This window comes from Thermodesulfatator atlanticus DSM 21156 (assembly GCF_000421585.1).
GTDB classification, from domain to species: Bacteria; Desulfobacterota; Thermodesulfobacteria; order Thermodesulfobacteriales; family Thermodesulfatatoraceae; genus Thermodesulfatator; species Thermodesulfatator atlanticus.
On sequence record NZ_ATXH01000010.1, the window covers coordinates 1 to 19,700 of the forward strand.

The 19,700-nt window shown below is 45.4% G+C and carries 16 protein-coding genes and 1 tRNA gene; 7 read left to right on the forward strand and 10 right to left on the reverse strand.

The features are described 5' to 3' along the window. Positions 1-197: 197 nt before the first annotated feature. The 5 genes from H528_RS0105295 to H528_RS0105315 form a co-directional block, all read right to left on the reverse strand. Positions 198-1,055, reverse strand: a complete 858-nt coding sequence (locus H528_RS0105295; protein WP_022853297.1) for a histidine kinase — start codon at positions 1,053-1,055, stop codon at positions 198-200. A gap of 164 nt (positions 1,056-1,219) precedes the next feature. Then, on the reverse strand, positions 1,220-2,902 hold the full coding sequence (hflX, locus tag H528_RS12795; protein ID WP_022853298.1) for a GTPase HflX: 1,683 nt from the start codon (positions 2,900-2,902) through the stop codon (positions 1,220-1,222). A gap of 160 nt (positions 2,903-3,062) precedes the next feature. After that, positions 3,063-3,263: a hypothetical protein gene (locus H528_RS12800; RefSeq protein WP_033396311.1), complete on the reverse strand. Its 201-nt coding sequence runs from the start codon at positions 3,261-3,263 to the stop codon at positions 3,063-3,065. Positions 3,264-3,274: 11 nt separating this feature from the next. Beyond that, positions 3,275-3,350: transfer RNA gene (locus tag H528_RS0105310), tRNA-Ala, on the reverse strand. Between the two features lie 168 nt (positions 3,351-3,518). After that, positions 3,519-3,983 (reverse strand): RrF2 family transcriptional regulator, encoded by a 465-nt coding sequence (locus tag H528_RS0105315; protein WP_022853299.1) that lies wholly within the window; start codon positions 3,981-3,983, stop codon positions 3,519-3,521. Positions 3,984-4,117: 134 nt separating this feature from the next. On the opposite strand from H528_RS0105315, the gene H528_RS12805 reads away from it, so the two are divergent. From H528_RS12805 to H528_RS12810, 6 genes are all read left to right on the forward strand, one after another. After that, a complete protein-coding gene (locus H528_RS12805) occupies positions 4,118-5,482 on the forward strand; it encodes a sensor histidine kinase (RefSeq protein WP_022853300.1) in 1,365 nt (454 codons plus the stop codon). A gap of 49 nt (positions 5,483-5,531) precedes the next feature. Beyond that, the gene (locus H528_RS0105325; RefSeq protein WP_022853301.1) at positions 5,532-6,011 is read left to right on the forward strand and encodes an FKBP-type peptidyl-prolyl cis-trans isomerase; all 480 of its coding nucleotides are present in this window, start codon (positions 5,532-5,534) and stop codon (positions 6,009-6,011) included. A gap of 1 nt (position 6,012) precedes the next feature. Continuing rightward, complete coding sequence (locus tag H528_RS0105330) at positions 6,013-7,239, forward strand: cofactor-independent phosphoglycerate mutase (RefSeq protein ID WP_022853302.1); 1,227 nt, start codon at positions 6,013-6,015, stop codon at positions 7,237-7,239. After that, positions 7,239-8,873 carry an L-aspartate oxidase gene (gene nadB / locus H528_RS0105335; RefSeq protein WP_022853303.1) on the forward strand — a complete coding sequence of 545 codons (1,635 nt, stop codon included), beginning with the start codon at positions 7,239-7,241 and terminating at the stop codon, positions 8,871-8,873. The genes H528_RS0105330 and nadB overlap by 1 nt, the downstream gene beginning before the upstream one ends. A gap of 14 nt (positions 8,874-8,887) precedes the next feature. Next, positions 8,888-9,904 carry a metal ABC transporter substrate-binding protein gene (locus tag H528_RS0105340; RefSeq protein WP_022853304.1) on the forward strand — a complete coding sequence of 339 codons (1,017 nt, stop codon included), beginning with the start codon at positions 8,888-8,890 and terminating at the stop codon, positions 9,902-9,904. Between the two features lie 92 nt (positions 9,905-9,996). Continuing rightward, positions 9,997-12,585: a protein translocase subunit SecDF gene (locus tag H528_RS12810; RefSeq protein WP_022853305.1), complete on the forward strand. Its 2,589-nt coding sequence runs from the start codon at positions 9,997-9,999 to the stop codon at positions 12,583-12,585. A gap of 30 nt (positions 12,586-12,615) precedes the next feature. Here H528_RS12810 and H528_RS12815 read toward each other — a convergent pair whose 3' ends face one another. The 4 genes from H528_RS12815 to H528_RS0105365 form a co-directional block, all read right to left on the reverse strand. Next, complete coding sequence (locus H528_RS12815) at positions 12,616-15,018, reverse strand: Lon protease family protein (protein ID WP_022853306.1); 2,403 nt, start codon at positions 15,016-15,018, stop codon at positions 12,616-12,618. 284 nt (positions 15,019-15,302) lie between these two features. After that, a complete protein-coding gene (hisD, locus tag H528_RS0105355) occupies positions 15,303-16,604 on the reverse strand; it encodes a histidinol dehydrogenase (protein ID WP_022853307.1) in 1,302 nt (433 codons plus the stop codon). A 1-nt stretch (position 16,605) separates the two neighbouring features. Next, complete coding sequence (locus tag H528_RS0105360; protein ID WP_022853308.1) at positions 16,606-17,025, reverse strand: secondary thiamine-phosphate synthase enzyme YjbQ; 420 nt, start codon at positions 17,023-17,025, stop codon at positions 16,606-16,608. Beyond that, positions 17,022-17,594, reverse strand: coding sequence for a FumA C-terminus/TtdB family hydratase beta subunit (locus H528_RS0105365; RefSeq protein WP_022853309.1), 573 nt, complete (start codon positions 17,592-17,594; stop codon positions 17,022-17,024). Before H528_RS0105365 ends, H528_RS0105360 begins: the two co-directional genes overlap by 4 nt. Positions 17,595-17,648: 54 nt before the next feature. Between H528_RS0105365 and der the strand changes: the two genes are divergently transcribed. Continuing rightward, positions 17,649-18,977, forward strand: a complete 1,329-nt coding sequence (gene der, locus H528_RS0105370) for a ribosome biogenesis GTPase Der (protein WP_022853310.1) — start codon at positions 17,649-17,651, stop codon at positions 18,975-18,977. A 136-nt stretch (positions 18,978-19,113) separates the two neighbouring features. Here der and H528_RS14000 read toward each other — a convergent pair whose 3' ends face one another. Next, on the reverse strand, positions 19,114-19,599 hold the full coding sequence (locus H528_RS14000; RefSeq protein WP_022853311.1) for a desulfoferrodoxin family protein: 486 nt from the start codon (positions 19,597-19,599) through the stop codon (positions 19,114-19,116). Between the last annotated feature and the right edge of the window lie 101 nt (positions 19,600-19,700).

The window sequence follows — 19,700 nt, forward strand, 5'->3', positions numbered from 1 at the left end:
GCTCACTGTGTTCGCTCGCAATGACTGACAAAAATAGTGCTTTCGATACCCATTCAATCCAAACCTCGACAACCTCTAAAACCTTTAGAACCTCTACAAACTCTTCTACCTGAGATTGCTTCGCTTCGCTCGCAAGACATTGATCAAGTGTCGCATGTTTTACGCTCTTAGTAATAAAAATTCTTGGGGATCCTTTTCTATTTTTTGTTTTGAAAAATAGAAACGGACCTTAAGAAAAGGTGTTTTGCAGAGCTCTTTTCGTATATTAACGATATATAATAATTCTCACTCTTTTTAGTTGCTATTTCAAGGCCAGCGCGGGCGGCAAACCTTTTCGCTAAATAAAGCCCCAGGCCTGTTCCTGGCGGGGGGTGGGAATCTCCAAGGTCATTTATTAATGCAAGATATGAAATGCCCCTATACCTTCCTGCCCTTAACCAGATAAAACTTTTGCCGTAACGATAGGCGTTTTCCAATAAAAGAGCCATTACGAAACAGGCCTCAGTTCTTTTAAAAAATTTGGGCTCCTTAAAAGAGCTCACTTTTATCGTTTTTTCACCAAAAACATGCGCATATTGCTGCCTACTTTCTTTTAAAAGAGCCGATATAGTTACATTGTTTTCAAGATCTTTTCTTTCAAGAAAAGAATCAAGCACAACAAGTAGATGTCTTAAGTCATGCTCCATTAGGTTACATGAACGTATAAGGGTATTTATACTTTTAGAATGATACTTTTGCGAAAGAACATTTAAACCTAATTTTTGAGCTGATATAAAATTGCCAAAACGATGAGAAAGTGTCTTAACCAAAAGGGATAAAAATTCTTCTTGGTCTTTTTTATATCGTTCGTAAATAGCAAACAGACGATAAAAGATATAGGAAACTGATATGGCAAGAAGTGCTTCCCAAAGAAAAAAATATTTAGCAAAAGAAAAAATTTTGTTTCGATTCAAGGGATTTTCTAAAGCGTAATAAGAAAGCATAGCTAGAAAAAGAATGACAAGTACCAGGAGAAAAACCAAAACAAATTGTCTAAAAATACTTTTTTCATTCATGATATAGAGCTACCCAAAATACAGAACACTTTTTGACATTATCGGAAAAAACATCAACTTCCTCTATCTCTCTCCCAGGTAAGAGGTGTTAAACGCCCGACATTGTTAGGGATCCGTTCTTTCCGAAAAACGGGAACGGATCCCAGGTAATTTTGCAAAGGTCTCTAATAAACAAAAATTTGGGTGTCAGTTTCTTCTTGAGGCAGGCTTTTATGGGAGCGTTTGGGTATCAACAAAAATTCTATTTTTTCAAGCAAAGGCCTGAGGGTTTCTCTCTGTAAGGCCGAAATGGTCACGGCATGGTAGCGGCGCTTTAATGTTTCTACTTCTTCTGGGGCCAGCAAATCGATTTTGTTAAAAACAAGAAGCCTTGGCAAGTGATCAAGCCCCATTTCTTCGAATATGTTTTCAACCGCAGCAATCTGGTCTTCATAATATGGGTTTGAGGCATCCACCAAATGAAGAAGAAGATCTGCTTCAAAAAGCTCTTCAAGGGTGGCCCGGAAGGCGCGTTCTAAATCCTTGGGAAGATCACGAATAAATCCCACGGTGTCGGTAAAAATTGCAGGCGTGCCTCCTGGTAAGTGTAAACGGCGGCTTGCAGGGTCAAGCGTTGCAAAAAGTTTGTCTTCGGCAAAGAGATTGCTGCCGGTTAACTGGTTAAGAAGCGTGGTTTTTCCGGCATTGGTGTAGCCTACAATAGCCACCACAGGAAGTCCTTCCTTTTGACGACGTTTACGCCTGAGTTTGCGCTGAGAAGAGATGTTTTTGAGTTCGCGTTCCAGGCGGGCAATGCGATCTTTAATACGCCTGCGGTCTATTTCGAGTTTGGTTTCTCCAGGACCACGGCCGCCAATGCCACCAGTGAGACGCGAAAAGGCGTCGTCTCGGCTGCGAAGTCTGGGAAGTAAATAACGAAGCTGGGCCATTTCTACCTGGATTTTACCTTCGCGGCTTTTGGCCCGCTGGGCAAAAATATCAAGAATAAGCTGGGTGCGATCAATGACCCGCATCTCGGTAACTTCAGTTATAGAACGCATCTGGGAGGGAGTAAGTTCCTGGTCAAAGATTAAAAGATTGGCCGAAAGCTGCATGGCCCTGATAATCAATTCTGAAAGTTTACCCTTACCCATTAAATAACGTGGGTCTATTTTTTGTCGGCGTTGAATGATGCTATCAAGCACGGTAACACCTGCGCTTTCGGCAAGTTCTTTTAATTCAGAAAGGCTTTCTTGTGCTTCTCCTCGCGAACGCGTGGTAACACTAACAAGAATGGCTCTATCTTTGCGATCTCCAACTTCCTTAGCCGGGCGCAGGCGCTCAAGTTCGTCTTCCAGGGAATTAATCAGTTCGAGAAAGTTTTCTTTTAGCACCCAGGGGAATTGAGGCTCAAGATAGCCAAAATGTTTGCCGCCCTCACCAGAAGGCAAAAGATGGGCAAGATAAATTTTTCCAGGGAAGCCGTCTTCTTTGACCATTTGTGCCCCAACAAGATCAAGGCGCAAAAAAGCAAGGTCAAGAAGGTCGTCCTGATCAAGGCCTTCGTGAGAAAGGTGAGTATGAATGAGACGAAGGCCCCTCAGTCTTCCTGTACTTTCACGAAACCGCGTCATCGCAGGGATTACAATGCGGCTATGATCACCTACAATGACAAACTCAATCTCACCACGCCGATTAATTAGAAGACCAATTTGTCTGTTGAGTTCCTGCGAAATGGAAGAAATTTCTTTGGCAAGTTCATGAGAAAAGATTTGACTTGGGTTTAACCTTCTCCGGTATAGGCGTTCTAATTTTCTTATTTGGCTGGGTTTGAGTCCGCTTGTATTCCCGTAAATAGTTTTACTCATAATGTCTATTTAATTTTTCTTAGGATCCTTTCCCGTAAAATTTCACGTTTTTTTGTGCGCAATCGCTATCGCAATCAATATAACACAAATTTTGCCAAAAATTAAAATTTGCGGGAATTTTTGAGGTTTTGTAACAGTCGGAGAAATATTTTTGAAAAATTTATTCCTCGGTGACGGTTTGTTTGATGGTTTTAAAGACTTGTTTGAACACTTCATCAAAAGAGGCTGGGGAGCAACGCCCCATCTCAATGAACTTCACGACGATTTCTTTGGTGGTTTTAAGGACAACTTCGTTTTCCGGGCTAAGCCGGGAAATTTTTTGGTCTCGAGGGATATTTTTAATCAATTCTGGCCGCGCCATTTTTAATTCCTTGGTGGAGCCGGAGGGACTCGAACCCTCGACCTCGTGAATGCCATTCACGCGCTCTCCCAACTGAGCTACGGCCCCACAAGCAAGCTTCTTAGAAATTAACGTGCGGGATTATTTCTGTCAACCCAGTTATACTACAGGAAGCATTTCTTTGTCGAAAATACTTTCAGGTGACCGTCCCGTTTTTCGTTTCGAAAAAAGGAAACAACTGCTCAACAATCGGGCGTTTAACATCCCCAGTAATATTTAGCTCGTTTGTTTTTCATCTAACGGGCATCTTTTGTCTGGAAACTTCTTGGCTTCTTCTAGGCTTTTTTTTAAAAGATCCGCAAGTGTTATCTTGCTTAAGCATTTTTCTATAGCTTCAGTTACCATATACCAAACATCTCTAGTAGGACAGACTTCGCTTCTTTCGCAAATTTCAGGCTGTACCACACAAGGAGTAATCCCTTCTGAGCCTTCAAGAACTGAGACAATTTCCCAGATTGTTATTTCGCCCGGGGGTTTGTTGAGCATGTGCCCCCCTTTGGGGCCACGGATGCTCTTAATAAGCCCGGCCTTTTTCAAAGGGATGATTAGTTGTTCCAAATATTTGACAGATAAATTTTGTCTTCTTGAGATTTCTCCTATCTGTAAAGGACCTTTTTCGTAATTAGCTGCAAGTTCAAGCATCATCCTGGTTCCATAGCGGCTGCGCGTGGTAATCCTCATCTTCAGCTCCTTTTATCTTTTTGTTTTGTTGAATTAAATTCATCGTATAATATATTTTCTTAGTCAACAAAGATTTGGGATGATAATCTCTTTAAATTTTGGAAAATTTAAAATTTTTGCATTAAATTTAAGACATGGACATCGGTTTAAAAATTATCGCCCAGCGTATTGAGACTAAAAAGAAGCAATATCAGGAATATAATTTTTCTCGTGAACAGTTAAACGCCCTCTGGGCCTTTTTTGATCTTGCTCAGGAATTCGCTTCACTTAAAAACTTTTATCGCATAAGTGTCCTTATTCCCAAAAGATTCTTCAATTATAGCACTACCCTTTATTTGATAAATGAAAACCACAGAATTGAAAAAGTCTCAGATAGTGACAAAGGGCTTTTCGATCCACCGGTAGAAGTTTCTCTTGCAATCTCAGAAAATTACTTCCAAAAAAACGGCAGTCATTTTTTTCCTTTCAAAGGTAACCGCAAACTTTTTGAACTAATCGCTGTTCACCCAAAACAAAAAGAACTTCTTGGTCTTTTAGAAGTAAGAGCTCCTCATGAAATGTCTGATCAGGAAAAGTTTTTTTTACAGAAGTATGCCAATCGTATCGGCTACAATTTGCATATTAAGTTAGTTATTGCTCATATTCTGGAGCATATTCGCTTTGTTAACGAGTTGGTTGCTGATATTGAACACAATGTAATTACCCCAAACATATATTATCGCTATCTTTTTAAACAATTAAAGAAAAAGATAGCCTTAGTGAAGGAATTGAGTGAAAACATTGACGAAAACAAGGATTTTTATCCAGGCAAGATTAAAAGTGCCCTTGAGTACCTTTATAACGAGCTTTTAAATAATTACCAACAAATAGAAAAACATTACGAAAACACAAGTCTTTTTCTGGAAAGCCTTTTAAGAAGGGAACATTTTCAAACTGGGCGTTTTGTACTCAGGCGAAGGCCTTGCCGTTTTGCCAAAGAAGTCATCGAGACCCAGCTTGAACGTTACCGCAAACGTTTTGAACAAGCCGGTATAACTATTGACAATCGTCTGGGCGGTGTTCCTGAAGATGAAGAATTTGTGCTGGCGGTGGATGTAGGCCTTCTTTCGCAGGTCTATGCCAATCTTTTTAGCAATGCTCTCAAATACACCCAGGAAGTAACCAACGAAAAGGGTGAAAAGGTTAAATTTATTTCTTTTGGTAGAGAAATTTTGCCCAATTATTTTGGACCTGGCCGGGATGGTATCAAATTCAACGTCTTTAGCACGGGTCCTCAGTTAAATCCCGATGAGGCTGCCAAGCTCTTTGAAGAAGGCTGGCGCGGGAACAACACTAACGGCCAGCCTGGTTCAGGAAGAGGGCTTTACTTTGTACGCAAGGTCATTGAACTCCACGGCGGAGTAGTTGGCTACGAACCAACCCCCTTAGGAAACAATTTTTATTTCATTTTACCCCTTAAAGAGTCTCCCCAGCTGGATAAAACTCAAAAACCTCATTGACTACCCGCCTGGTAGCATTATTTTCGAAAAAGGCAAAGGGGGGGAACCTGTGCAAGAAAAAATGGAAAAACCTGTTATTGAACCAGGCGATGAAATACTTATTCGCTACCAGGTCTTTGCTGACAAAGATGTAGTGGACGCTTCGTCTAAGCCTATCAAAATAAAAGTCGGCACAGGAAAGTTTATGCCGGTGGTGGAAGAGGCCCTTATCGGGCGGAGCCCTGGGGAGCACGTTACCATCTGGGTTGCCCCTGAAGAGCACTACGGAAAATATGACCCTAAAAAACTTCAGCTTGTGCCAGCAGAAAAGATCCCTGAAGGCTTAAGCCCAGGGGCAATTGTTAAGATTCAAGATGAATACGGGGTTATCCATCCTGCTATCCTTAAAAAAGTAGAAGAAGGGCTTGCTGTGGTAGATTTCAACCATCCTTTAGCAGGTAAACATCTGCGTTTTGAAGTAGATATCCTTGAAGTGAAAAAGCCCGAAAAAAGACACGAACTTAACGAAGCCCAAGAAGAGGAGGTCTGATATGAAATATATTTTGCTTGTAGGTGACGGCATGGGAGATTTTCCCCTTAAAGAGCTTGATGGAAAAACTCCCCTTGAGGCAGCGCTTACTCCGGGGATGGATTTCATAGCCCAGCACGGCGATCTCGGGCTTATCCAAACCGTGCCTCCTGGAATGGAACCTGGAAGTGACGTAGCTAATATGTCTCTTCTTGGGTATCGCCCGGAGTTTCAATATACCGGAAGAGGCCCTATTGAGGCTGCAAGCTTGGGACTTAGCCTGCGCCCTGAAGACGTAGCCTTTCGGTGCAATCTGGTAACCATAAAAAAGATAGAAAACCGCTACGTCATGTACGACTACAGCGCAGGGCATATCTCCACCGAAGAGGCCAAAACTCTCATAAATGATTTAAACGAACACCTTGCTAGTGATAAACTTTTCCTTCATCCTGGAAAGAGCTACCGACAAATCTTGGTCTGGCGCGGGGGGCCAGAAGGCATTAAAACGTATCCGCCCCACGATCTCCTTGGCAGAGATATTTATGAAGCCTGGCTTGTCTATGAAAACGAACCCATTTTAAGGGACTTTCTGCTAAAGGCCATGGCTTTTCTCGAAAAACATCCCATAAATCTAAAACGAAAAGAAGAAGGGAAACTCCCAGCCAATGCCCTCTGGCCCTGGGGGCAAGGGAGAATGCCAAAGCTTGAACCTTTTGAAGAAAAATGGGGCTTAAAAGGAGCGGTGGTAGCCGCGGTTGATCTTATCCGAGGACTAGGAGTGCTTGCGGGGTTTAAAATTATCGATGTCCCAGGGGCTACGGGATATCTTGACACAAACTATGAAGGCAAGGCCATGGCTGCTATTGAAGCCTTAAAAGAAGGCGCTGACTTTGTATTTTTACATGTTGAAGCCCCAGATGAAGCAAGCCATGAGGGCTCTCTTGACCTAAAGCTCAAAGCCATCCAGGATTTTGACCGCTACGTGGTAAGAACCGTGCTGGAAGAAGCCACGGCACAACTAGGAGAGCATCGTCTCATGGTAGTGACGGATCATTACACACCCATTTCATTGCGCACCCATGCTTCTAAGCCGGTACCCTTTGCTATTTACGATTCTCGTGACCCGCAGGTAAAACGCACCGGGGGTTATAACGAAAAAAGCGCCGCTGAGACCGGGCTCTTTTTTAAGACTGGGGAGAAGCTTTTGAGCCATTTTCTGCAGCGTGAGCCTAATTTGCCTGAGGAATAATGGCTATTCACACGGATTTTTTGGTAATAGGCTCTGGCATTGCGGGATTGAGCTTTGCCTTAAAAGTTGCTGAGCTCGGCAAAGTCACCATCATTACCAAAAAACGTGCCCAGGATGCCAATACCACCCTTGCCCAGGGTGGTATTGCGTGCGTGCTTGCGGAAGACGATTCTTTTGAACTCCATATTGAAGACACCCTTCGGGTTGGTGATGGCCTTTCCCGCAGGGAAATCGTCTCTCTGGTGGTTTGCCAGGCCCCTGAGCGTATTAAAGAACTTCTCGATCTAGGGGTTCCTTTTACTAGAGACCCCGAAGACCCTACCCGCCTGCACCTTACCCTTGAAGGTGGCCATAGCAGGCGGCGTATTATCCACGTAGAAGATCACACCGGCCGAGAGGTTGAAAACGTTTTATTGGCACACGTGCGTGCCCATCCTAATATTGAAATTTTAGAAAATCACCTAGCAGTTGATCTGATTACCCTTTGCAAGGTTTATCGCGGTTGCCCGCGAGAAGTCCTGGGGCATGAACGTTGCCTTGGAGCCTACGTCTTAGATGAAAATACAGGTGTAATCGAGACCTTTCTTGCCAAGATAACAGTTTTGGCCACAGGGGGTGCAGGTAAGGTTTACCTTTACACCAGCAACGCAGACGTTGCTTCAGGAGACGGGATCGCCCTTGCCTATCGGGCTGGTTGCAGGGTGGCAAACCTTGAATTTGTGCAATTTCATCCCACCTGTCTTTATCACCCCAAGGCCAAAAATTTTCTTATTTCTGAGGCCCTGCGTGGCGAAGGAGCCATCCTGCTAGACCCTTTTGGCAAGCCCTTTATGCATAAATATGATCCTAAGCGCAAGGAGCTTGCCCCACGAGATATCGTTGCCCGTGCCATAGATTTTGAACTGAAAAAGACCGGAAAAGAATGCGTTTATCTCGACATTTCCCATAAACCCAAAGATTTTATCATCAAGCGATTCCCTTACATTTACGAAACTTGCCTTAAATTTGGGATAGACATTACCAAAGAACCCATCCCTGTGGTTCCAGCAGCCCATTATTTTTGTGGCGGGGTGGTAACAGACCGCTTCGGCCTAACTGACATAAAAGGTCTTTATGCTCTGGGTGAATGCACGTGTACGGGATTTCACGGAGCAAACCGCTTAGCTTCTAATTCCTTGCTTGAGGGGCTTGCTTTTGCCCATCAGGCTGCGGTTCACGTAAAAAAAGAATGGCCCTATTTTAAAGATTTTGAGCCGCCAGAAGTCCCTTCCTGGGATCCAGGTGGTGCGGTTGATATGGAAGAAAAAGTGCTTATCTCACATAACTGGGATGCCATCAGAAGGCTCATGTGGAACTATGTTGGCATTGTGCGCACAGAGCAGCGTCTAAGACTTGCACAGAAGCGACTCAAAGCCATTTTAGAAGAAATAGAAGCCCATTACTGGGCTTATATCCTCACTTCTGATTTCATCGAACTGCGCAATTTAGCCCACGTGGCCAATTTGGTGATTGAATGCGCGCTAAGACGAAAAGAAAGCAGGGGAACCCACTTCATGGTGGAATATCCCGAAAAAAACGACGCCTTATTCCGCAAAGATACTGTTCTTTGGCGTGCCCGCGAAATAGTCTCATAGGTGAGGTTTTAGCCATGAAATGCATAGCCATAACCATGATGTTTTTTTTAGGTCAACATTGCTCCTCGGGATTCGTTCCCATTTTTCGTTCTAAAAAATGGGAACGAATCCTTAAAAGCGTCGTTTGTTTAATACTTTTAGTATCAGCCTTTTCGGGCCTGGCCTGGGCTAAAAAGCCCCTGGTGGTAACAAGCATTTTCCCCTTGGCAGAGATGGCCAAGTTTGTCGGTGGCAACGAGATAAAAGTTCGTCTGCTTATGCCTCCTGGAGCAGATCCCCATTCCTGGGAGCCAACACCAAGGGATATTTTCGAGCTTAATAAAGCCTCTTTGCTCATCGCCGTGGGAGGAGGCCTTGAACCCTGGCTTGATGATGTTGTCGCAAGCCTAAAAAATGGCCGCTTAAAGCTCCTTTTCATGTATCAGGGCAAAGCCCCCCTTGAGCATCACGGGCATGAAAAAAACAAGCACCCCGAAGAAGAACTTGATCCCCACCTGTGGCTTGATTTTCCAAGAGATGCAGCCTTTGCCCGGAGAATTGCCAAAGAACTTGCCGAAATAGATCCTTCCAAACGGGAGATTTTTCTCAAGCGTGGTGAGGAGCTCTCTCAGAAGTTTTTGAAGCTTCACCAGGCCTTTGGCGCAAATCTTGCCAAATGCTCTTTAAGGATAGTTCCCCTGGCAGGGCATCAGGCCTTTTCTTACTGGGAAAAAAATTACGGCTTAAAGTTTGTAGCGCTATCTGGCTTTTCTCCTGAAGCCGAGCCCACCCCGCGGGCCATCTCAAAAATGATCAAACTCATGAAGGATAAGAACTTAAAGGCCGTCTATTATAGTGAGCCCCGTCGTTTACGCTTTGCCAGACTTATTGCTCAGGAAACAGGGGCGCGGGTTTTTTATCTTTCTACCGGGGCAATTCTTACACGTAAAGAAATCTCAAAAGGAGTTTCTTTTTTTGAGCTTATGTGGCGCAACTTGCGCCATCTATGCGAAGGGCTTGACTGTCCCTGCGCAGTTTTTGGTCAAAATTGACCAAATTTTGTCTTTCTTGCTGGTTCTTCTTGCCAAGATTTGGTCTTTGAATTAAAAGCCAACCTAGTCCTGTGGTGAAAAAGGGGGAGAATATGTCGCGCATGCTCAAACTGAAAATTGCCGTACTTTTCATCCTTACGGTTCTTTCGGTGCTTTTCGTGCTTCCTTCGTTTTATCCGAACCTTCCTTCCTGGTATTACAAATACGTCTATCCCTATCGTCTTAAGCTTGGGCTTGACCTCCAGGGTGGTATGCACCTTGTGCTTCAGGTTGACGTGGATAAAGCCATAGAAAACGCCCTTAACGCCTCGGTAAAAGACCTGCAGCAGGTTTTAATCCGTAAAGGGATCCGCGCCACCGTTGCGGAAAGCAAAAACCCTAAAGAAGTTGTCTTGGTCTTTCCAAATAAAGACGCCCTGGCTCGGGCCAAAAAAATCATAAGTGATGAATTCAGCAGCTTAAAGATATTGCGCGAGGAAGAAGGAAAGTTCCCCCGTTTGGTGCTTACCCTTTCTGAAAAACAGGTTGCTTTTATTAAAGAACACGCTGTTGATCAGTCGCTTGAGATTATCCGAAACCGAATTGACCAGTTTGGCGTAACTGAGCCGGTAATTGTCAAAGAAGGCGAAAACAAAATCGTAGTAGAGCTTCCCGGGGTCAAAGACCCTGAAAGGGCCCTTAAGCTCATCGGTCAAACGGCTCAGCTTGAGTTCAGGCTGGTGGACGATGAGGCTATGTCGCGTATTGATCTAGCTGGCCTTATCTCAAAGGCAATTGCTGAAGGGCGCTTAAAACCTGATGCCTCAAGAGAGGAAGTAAATAAAGTCCTAAGGCCTTACATTCCACCAGACACTGAGATTTATTTCCTGGTGGAAAAAGACCCTCAGACGGGCCGGGTGGTCAAAAGGCCGCTTCTACTTAAAAAGCAGGTCCTTCTTACGGGTGACATGATAAAAGACGCTCGTGTAAGGATAGGCGGTCCCTATAACGAACCTTATGTTGCCCTTGAGTTTACCGACCGTGGGGCCCGTATTTTTGAGCGGGTTACTGGAGAAAACGTTGGCAAGCGTCTGGCCATTGTGCTTGATGGTGTAGTGCGTTCAGCGCCTGTGATTCGTGAAAAGATAGCCGGTGGTCAGGCACAAATCACTGGAGCCTTTACCTATGAAGAGGCCGCAGACCTTGCCATTGTGCTCCGTGCAGGTGCCCTTCCGGCACCGGTTAAAATCGTTCAGAATATCACCGTTGGGCCAAGCCTTGGGCACGACTCCATTAAGCGCGGCCTGATCTCTGGCCTGGTGGGTGCAGCCATTGTCCTGGTCTTCATGATTATTTATTACCGCTTTGCAGGGTTTATTGCAGACCTTGCCCTCCTTTTAAACGTACTCATGCTTCTTGCTGCCCTGTCGCTATTTCAAGCAACTCTTACCCTGCCAGGTATTGCAGGTATCATTTTGCTCGTGGGGATGGGGGTAGATTCAAACGTTCTTATATTTGAACGCATGAGAGAAGAACTCATGCTCGGGCGCTCACCGCGCTCAGCTATTTTTGCAGGCTATGATCATGCCTTCTGGACCATAGTTGACGCAAACGTTACCACGCTAATTACGGCTCTTGCTCTTTTCCTCTTTGGTACCGGGCCTATTAAGGGCTTTGCGGTAACTCTTTCCACAGGTGTGGTGATAAACCTTTTCACTTCGATTTTTGCCACGCGCACAGTTTATGAATTCCTTCTGGCCAAGGGCATAACCCCTAACATCAACTTCTTGTCTCTCATTGGCGAAACAAATTTTGATTTTATGAAGTTCCGCATGCCTGCGGCTATCTTATCAGGGGTTTTGGTAGTGTTAGGCATTATTGGATTTATTCAGATTTCCCGTGGTGCGGCCAATCTTGGGGTAGATTTTAGTGGCGGGATCATGGCCTACTACCGTGCGGAAAAGCCTTTTAAGCTTGACCAGATTAGAAAGGCCTTAAAAGACGCCGGAATCAGAAGTTTTACCCTACAGGACGTAAAGGGAGAAAACCTTCTCATTATCAAGCTCCGTAAAAAGGCGGAAACCCTGGGAGATCTTGAAGCCAAAGTGCGGGAGGTGTTACAGAAAAACTTCCCGGAATGCAAGTTTAAGTTAGAAGCCAAAGAAGAAATAGGTTCTGCTATAAGCAAAGAGCTAAAAGAAAAGGCTCTCATTGCCATAGGAGTCTCTTTCCTTGGTCTTTTGATTTACCTGGCCTTTCGTTTCAACCTTAACTTTGGCATTGGGGCAGCGCTGGCCACTTTTCATGATGTCCTGGCGGTGACCGGGCTTTTTTATGTGCTTAACCGTGAAGTTTCCTTGCTCTTTGTGACAGCGCTACTTACCATCGCCGGATACTCCCTTAACGATACCGTTGTTGTTTTTGACCGTATTCGCGAAAATATCAAAAAGCAAAAGGGCAAAATGAGTTTTCTTGAGATCATAAACAAGAGCATAAACGAAATGCTTTCCCGAACCCTGATAACAGTCGGTACTACCCTGGTGGTGGTGCTTTCAATTCTCTTCTTGGGTGGGGTAGTTTTAAGGGATTTTGCTCTGGCCCTAGCTCTAGGGATTGTCGTTGGTACGTACAGTTCCACTTTTGTGGCAAGCCCTATTGTTTACTGGCTCGAGAAAGGAAAAACCCCTGAGATAAAAGGCTAGCTTACGGGCGGGAGACCCCGCCCGTAAGTTCTATTTTTTCTCTTCTTCTTTGGCAAAAGTTCTGGCTAGGCGGGCCAACTCTCTTAATTTTTGATCCACGAGATAAAACACCGTGTCTTCAGGATAGGTGCCATCTGGTTTACGCTCCCCAGCGGGCTTTCCGGTTAGTATTTCAATGCCTTCTTCCACGCGTGAGATGGCCCAGATGTGGAACTTACCTTCACGAATGGCCTCAACGATTTCTTCCTCAAGCATGAGCTCTTTTACGTTTGCTTCCGGAATAATAACCCCCTGTTTCCCGGTAAGCCCTTTGGCCTTACAAACCTTGTAAAAGCCCTCTATCTTTTCGTTTATGCCGCCAACGGGCTGGATGTCTCCTTTTTGACTAACAGACCCCGTTACCGCAATGCCCTGATAAATAGGGATGCCAGAGAGCGCAGATAGAAGAGCAAATAGCTCTGCGCTTGAAGCCGAGTCTCCTTCAACTATGCCATAGCTTTGTTCAAAGCAAAGGGTAGCGGTAAGGGTAAGGGGTTTGTCATAAACAAAGCGCTCTCGCAAAAATCCTGCTAGAATCATAACGCCTTTGGTGTGAATCTTCCCTGAAAGATCTGCTTCACGTTCAATATTGACCACACCTTCTTTGCCAAGAGAGATGTTTACCGTGATACGAGTTGGCCTGCCAAAGGAATAGTCTCCAAGATCATAGACGGAAAGGCCGTTTATGCTGCCACATTGAGTCCCATCAACTTGAATTTTCAGGAGGTCCTTTGCGATCATTTCCTGGATGCGTTCTTCGGGAAGGTTTGCCCGGTATTCTCTTTCTTTAATCGCTTTTTGAATATGCTCCCTGGAGACAGAGTCTTTCTCTTCGCGCTTGGCCCAAAAAGAAGCTTCTTTTATGACGTCAAGGATTATGGGAAGCTCAAGAGAGAGCTTATCCTGGCGGCCGGAAAGCTCACAGGAAAACTCAACCAGGCGGGCCAAGGCACCAGCCTCAAGGGGAAGGAGCTTTTCGCGTTTTACCATAGTGGCTACTGCGCGTAAGAATTGCTTGGTGCGGATTTCGTCCCGGTCAACCCAAATATCAAGGTGGGCCTTAATTTTAAACACCTCGCGAAACGTTTCATCATAAAGATAGAGCAAGTGGTAGATGAAGGGATCGCCCTGAAGGATTACCTTGGCGCGAAAGGGGATGGGCTCAGGTTTCAGGGTTTTGGTGGTAAAAAGGCCGATTTGTTCGGCCAGATCTTCAAGATAAATCTTGCGCGTTTTAATGGCCCTTTTCAGGTTTTCCCAGCTAAAAGGATATTTCAAGAGGTCAAGGGCACGCACAATGAGAAAGCCGCCGTTTGCCTTGTGAAGGCTCCCTGCTTTAAGCATGGTGAAATCGGTAACAAGGGCCCCGAATTGGGCCTTGCGTTCTATGGCACCGAAAAGATTGGTGTAGGTTGGGTTGGGCTCAAAGATGACAGGTGCGCCTTTTTTCTCTGAATTGTCCACAAAGACGTTTACTTCATAGCGTGTGAACGAAGGTTGAGTGGGAGGCATGGGAAAAGGCATGGGGGGCTGAGGAGCAGACCTTTGGCGAAAATCATCCAGGTGTTTAATGATATCTTCCTGGACCTCAAGCAGATAATCAACCACCCCGGAAATACCCGCATATTTTTCGCGAAGTTCTTGAATAAAACTCCCTACGATGTTTAAGGCCACTTCGCGGTCAAGTTCTTTAAGCTTCTTGCGGAGATCTTTTTCTAGCTGTTGGATACGCCTGGCTGTGGCGTTTAATTCTTTTTGTAGTTCTTCACTTTTGCGCTTAAGGGATTCTTTTACTTCTTCAGGCAGATTTTTCACATCTTCAGGGGTCATGGGGGTCCCGTCAGGCTTGGCGGGTATAATCATCATGCCAAATGGTTCTACGTTCAGGATAAAACCTTCCGCACGGACTTTTTGTTCTAATTCTTCGAAAATTTTGGCACGCGTAATGTTGAATTCTCGGATGATATTTTCTTTGCGGGTAATGTATGTTTCGCTTTCAAAGGCTTCAGGGATTTTTTGGCGCAGGTTTTCAATGAGATCGCCCATGTCTTTTTGGAGTTCGCGACCCTTGCCCGGCGGAAGTTCAATAGCTTTGGGAGTGTCAGGGTCTTTGAAGTTATAGACGTAGCACCAGTCAGAAGGGGTCGGGCGCTCTTTTGCTTGAAGCTCAACCAAAGACCGGGTGATAAAGCTTGTGCCAAGCTCAGGGGTACCGGCAACGTAAATGTGAAAATCAAGGTCTTCGAAATTAAGGCCAAAATCAAGGGCTCGTACAGCACGCTCCTGGGCCATGATCTGGTCTTCAAGTTCTTCTATTTCATCTGTTGATTGGAAGCCAAGGGTTTGAGGATCAATTACCAGACGAACTTCTTCAGGTTTAAGGGCTCTCGCCATGTTCTCCCTCCGCAAGTGCGTTTAAGTTTTTCGTCATCCTATCATATACTTTGCTTTTTGGTTAAGCGGAAAACGGATCCGTTCCCATTTTTCGGAGCCAAAAATAGAAACGGATCCTTGTATATTGAATCCATGGTAAGGTGTAAAACATGAAAAGAAAAAAGGCCGGTACAGATCGTACGGATCCTTGTATATTGAATCCATGGTAAGGTATAAAACATGAAAAGAAAAAAGCCGGGATAGATCGTAAGGATCCAGGTTACTGATCGCAGCCACAAAAATGGCTATTTTTCAAAGCGAATTCTTACAGCATTGGCATGGGCAAAAAGCCCTTCTTTTTCAGCAAGCCTAACTACCGCCTCTTTTTCTTCTGTAAGGGCCTCCTGGGAATAGCCCACCACACTCAGGCGTTTTTGAAATACCTGGACCCCTAAAGCCTGGGCGTAGCGGGCACAGCCCATGGTAGGGAGCACGTGATTGGCTCCGGCAATGTAATCTCCCACGGCCTCAGGGGTAAAATGCCCAAGAAATACCGCACCAGCATGTTTTATCTTTCCAAGAAGACTCCAGGGCTCTTCTACACAAAGCTCTAAGTGCTCAGGGGCAATACTGTTGGCAATGTTAGCTGCTTGCAAAAGATCATTAACTAATAAAATTGCCCCAAAATTATCAAGGGCCTTGACAGCAATTTCTTTACGCGGAAGCTTTTTCAGCTGCTTTTTTATTTCCTTGGCGGTTTTTTCTGCAAGTTTTTTAGAAGTCGTAAGCATCACGGCGGTGGCAAGAGCATCATGCTCAGCCTGAGAAAGGAGATCTGCGGCAAGCCAGGCCGGGTTTGCCGCCTCATCGGCAATAATTAGGATCTCACTTGGCCCGGCAATCATGTCAATGCCCACTTCCCCTGCAAGGATCTTTTTGGCTAAAGTGACGTAGATGTTTCCAGGGCCGCAAATCACATCCACCTTGGGGATAGTTTCCGTACCATAAGCAAGGGCTGCAATGGCCCAGGCGCTTCCAATACGGTATATCCGGTCAACCCCCGCTTCCTTGGCTGCCACAAGAAGCGCAGGATGCAGCTTTCCGTTTTTCTGCGGAGGGGAGACCATAATAAGCTCGCTAACTCCTGCCACCTTAGCAGGCACGGCCCCCATGATTACCGTTGAAATAAGCGGGGTTTCGCCACCCGTGCCCCCAGGCACATAAAGCCCTGCCCGCTCAACAGGACGCACCAGTTGCCCAACTACCGCGCCGTTTTCCCTGGCCTCAATCCAGGATTTTTCTTTCTGTTTTTCGTGAAAAGAGCGCACGTTAGAAATGGCAAGGTTGATAGCGGAAAGGATGTCTCTTTCTATTTGCTGGTAAGCAAGTTCGATTTCTTCCTGAGGGACTAGAAGATCATCTTTTTCAAAATCCGGGCAGTCAAACTTGCGGGTGTAAGAAATCAGGGCCTCATCGCCCTTTTCTTTGACCGCTGAAAGAATCTCGCGCACTCCTTCTTCAAAATGCGCGGGAAACTCCTGAAAACGATTGATTAGTCTGGCTAAAAACTCTTGGCCTTCTTTTTCTGCAACCGATAATATGCGCATATTACCTCCCGAGAACCTGAAAAATTATCCGCCTTCTGCGGGGCCGGTTATCAAAATCAAGAAGCACGATTTGCTGCCAGGTGCCAAGAAGCAAGCGCCCGTCTGCCACAGGTACCACCAGGCTTGGCTTCATAAGGGCCGCCCTCACGTGGGCAAAGCCGTTGCCATCACCCCAAGCCTTGTCATGTTCGTAAGGAATGTCCTGGGGAGCAATGGCCTCAAGGGCACGGCAAAGGTCTTTTAAAACTCCTGGTTCAAATTCAATAGTGGTCACCCCCGCTGTTGAGCCGGGCACGTGAACCATAACCTGCCCCTCAAGCAACCCTGTCTCCTTAAGGAAAGCTTCTACTCTGGGGGTGAGATCATGTATATCGCAAAATCCCTTGGTTTCTATTTGGATTTCCGTGGTTTTGATAATCATTTCCCTGCCTCTTTTAGAATCTTGCTCCAGGTCTTTTGGTTTTCTTCGTAAAAATCACGTCCTGAAAGATCATTTACCACCACCGCTGGGAAGTCTTCTACTTTTAGCTCTAGAAGAGCCTCGGGCCCTAGCTCCTCAAAGGCAAGGACTCTTACTTCTTTAATGCAACGGGCAAGATAGGCCCCTGCCCCGCCAAATGTTGCCAGATAAAGGGCTTTGTGTTTAACTTGTGCCTCCCGCACGTAGGTGCCGCGCTTTCCCTTTCCCATGGTGGCGCACACCCCCTGGGCTAGCAATGCCGGAGTATAAGGGTCCATACGGTAAGAGGTGGTTGGGCCTGCGGACCCGATTACGTGGCCAGGGGGAGCAGGAGTCGGGCCTACGTAATAAATACATTGGCCGGCAAGGGAAACCGGAAGAGGTTTTCCTTGTTCAATCAGTTCGAGAAGTAAGCGGTGGGTTTGATCCCTTGCCGCAAGGAGAGTGCCGTTTATCTTTAAAAAATCACCAGCAGAAAAATTTGCCAAAACACTTTTATCTTTTAGCGGAAAACTTATTTTCTTGCTCATAGCTTGTCATTATAGCTAGCAGAAAAAGATAAGAAAATCATTCAGGAGAGGAAAATGGACAAAAAAATCTTTCGCATTGCCATTGTTGGGCGACCAAACGTAGGAAAGTCGACCCTTTTTAATACCCTCACCCGCACCAGAAAGGCCCTGGTTGAAAAATCCCCCGGGGTTACCCGGGACAGGGTGTATGGAACCGCTGAAATTGCAGGACGCATGGTTACCCTGATTGACACAGGCGGTCTTCTTCCAGGAGACGAAGACCGCTTTGCCCGTGAGATACTTTCTCAGTCAGAAAAGGCCTTGGATGAGGCAGACCTAGTTCTTTTTGTGGTTGATGGTCAGGAAGGGGTAACCCCTGTTGATGAGGAATTGGCTTCTTTACTTCACAAGAAAGAAAAGCCCGTCATTGTAGTGGTTAACAAACTTGACGGCCCGCGGCTTGACGAAGCGCTTTCTGAGTTTTACGCCCTTGGCTTTGACAAAGTGATTGGCATTTCTGCCAAACACAAAAGAAACCTCGAAGAATTAGAACACGCTATCGAAGAATTTCTGCCTGAAGAAACCGAAGAGGAAGAAATAAAAGAAGATGACATTGTAAAACTTGCCGTGCTTGGTCGTCCCAATGTAGGTAAGAGTTCGCTGGTAAACAGGCTCCTTGGGGAAGAACGCATGATAGTCTCCGACGTGCCAGGCACCACCCGCGACAGTGTTGACACCCTTCTTGAACTTCCTAATGGCCGCAAATACCTCTTAATTGACACCGCTGGAATTCGCAGGCGCCCGCGTATTAAGCAAAGGGTGGAAAAGTTTAGCGTTGATAAGGCCCTTGAGGCCCTTCGCCGCTGTGATATCGCCCTTATGGTACTTACCGCTGAGGAAGGCATTACCGACCAGGACCAAAAAATACTCTCTCAAATAGACAAAAATCACAAGGGCTGTTTGATCCTGGTAAACAAATGGGATTTGCTTGACGGCAAGCGCGAAGAAGCAAACATTATGCTTCAGCAAATAAGATATGGAGCACGTTTCATCCCCTGGGCCCCCATACTTACTATCTCGGCCATGACCGGGCGCCGTGTAAAAGAAATTTTGCCTCTGGTCGATGAAATTTACGCCCAATATTCCACCCGTGTACCCACCTGGAAGGTAAACAAGGCCCTGGAACAAATTACCACAGATCACAGTATCTACGCCTCAACAGGCAAACGCATTAAGTTCTACTACGGCACCCAGGTAGGCGTTAGGCCGCCTACGTTTGTTGTTTTTACGAATTATCCTGATGAGATTCCCAAAAGCTTTGAACGTTATCTCAAAAACCGCCTGCGGGAGATGCTCGGCTTTGACAAGAGCCCTGTCAAAGTAATTTTCAGAGAAAAAAGATAAAGGGGGGGCAGGCGCCGCAAGGCGCCCTTTAAGTGATTAAAGAGAGCATTTAAAGCCCGAGGTTATGGATCCGTTCCTATTTTTCGTTCCGAAAAATAGGAACGGATCCCGAAAGGAATGTTCACTAAAATTCTTATTAATAAACTTCGATCTTAAAAGGTTTGCTTATCCAGGTACCATGCAGGTTGCAATGCTCAACAGCCTCAAGGGTAGCGCTTTTGTTAAGCCGGATGGAAAACTTTGCGCTTGAAGAGGCTACTCCACCTACCGGGTATTCCACCTCGGCAATCTTTTTTCCGTCACACAGCAAATAGATATCGGAAATCCAGTGTTTGGGGGTGGAAGGATGGGTTACCTTATATCCCACTTTAACTTCAACCTCAAACCACTCGCCCGCCTTAACTTTTTTGGGGACAACAATGGCAGGAACATGCTTTTTCTCAAGCATTGAGGGATTGGCCGGGTTTTTAAGACGTAAGTATTTTTCTTTTTTGTGTTCGTAGTATTCGCTTTTGTACTCGTGATATTCGTCTTCACTTGCACGTGCAATATTTACGGCACTTAAAACAGAAAAGGCAGCTGCGCCTCCCAAAACCTTCTTGAGAAAATCCCTTCTTTCCATAACAACCTCCTGTTAAATAATTTTGAAATTATTATAAATTTTAATTCATATTAAAACAAGAATTTTTATAAAGTTTTAGGTCTACCTTGTACCTAATTTTT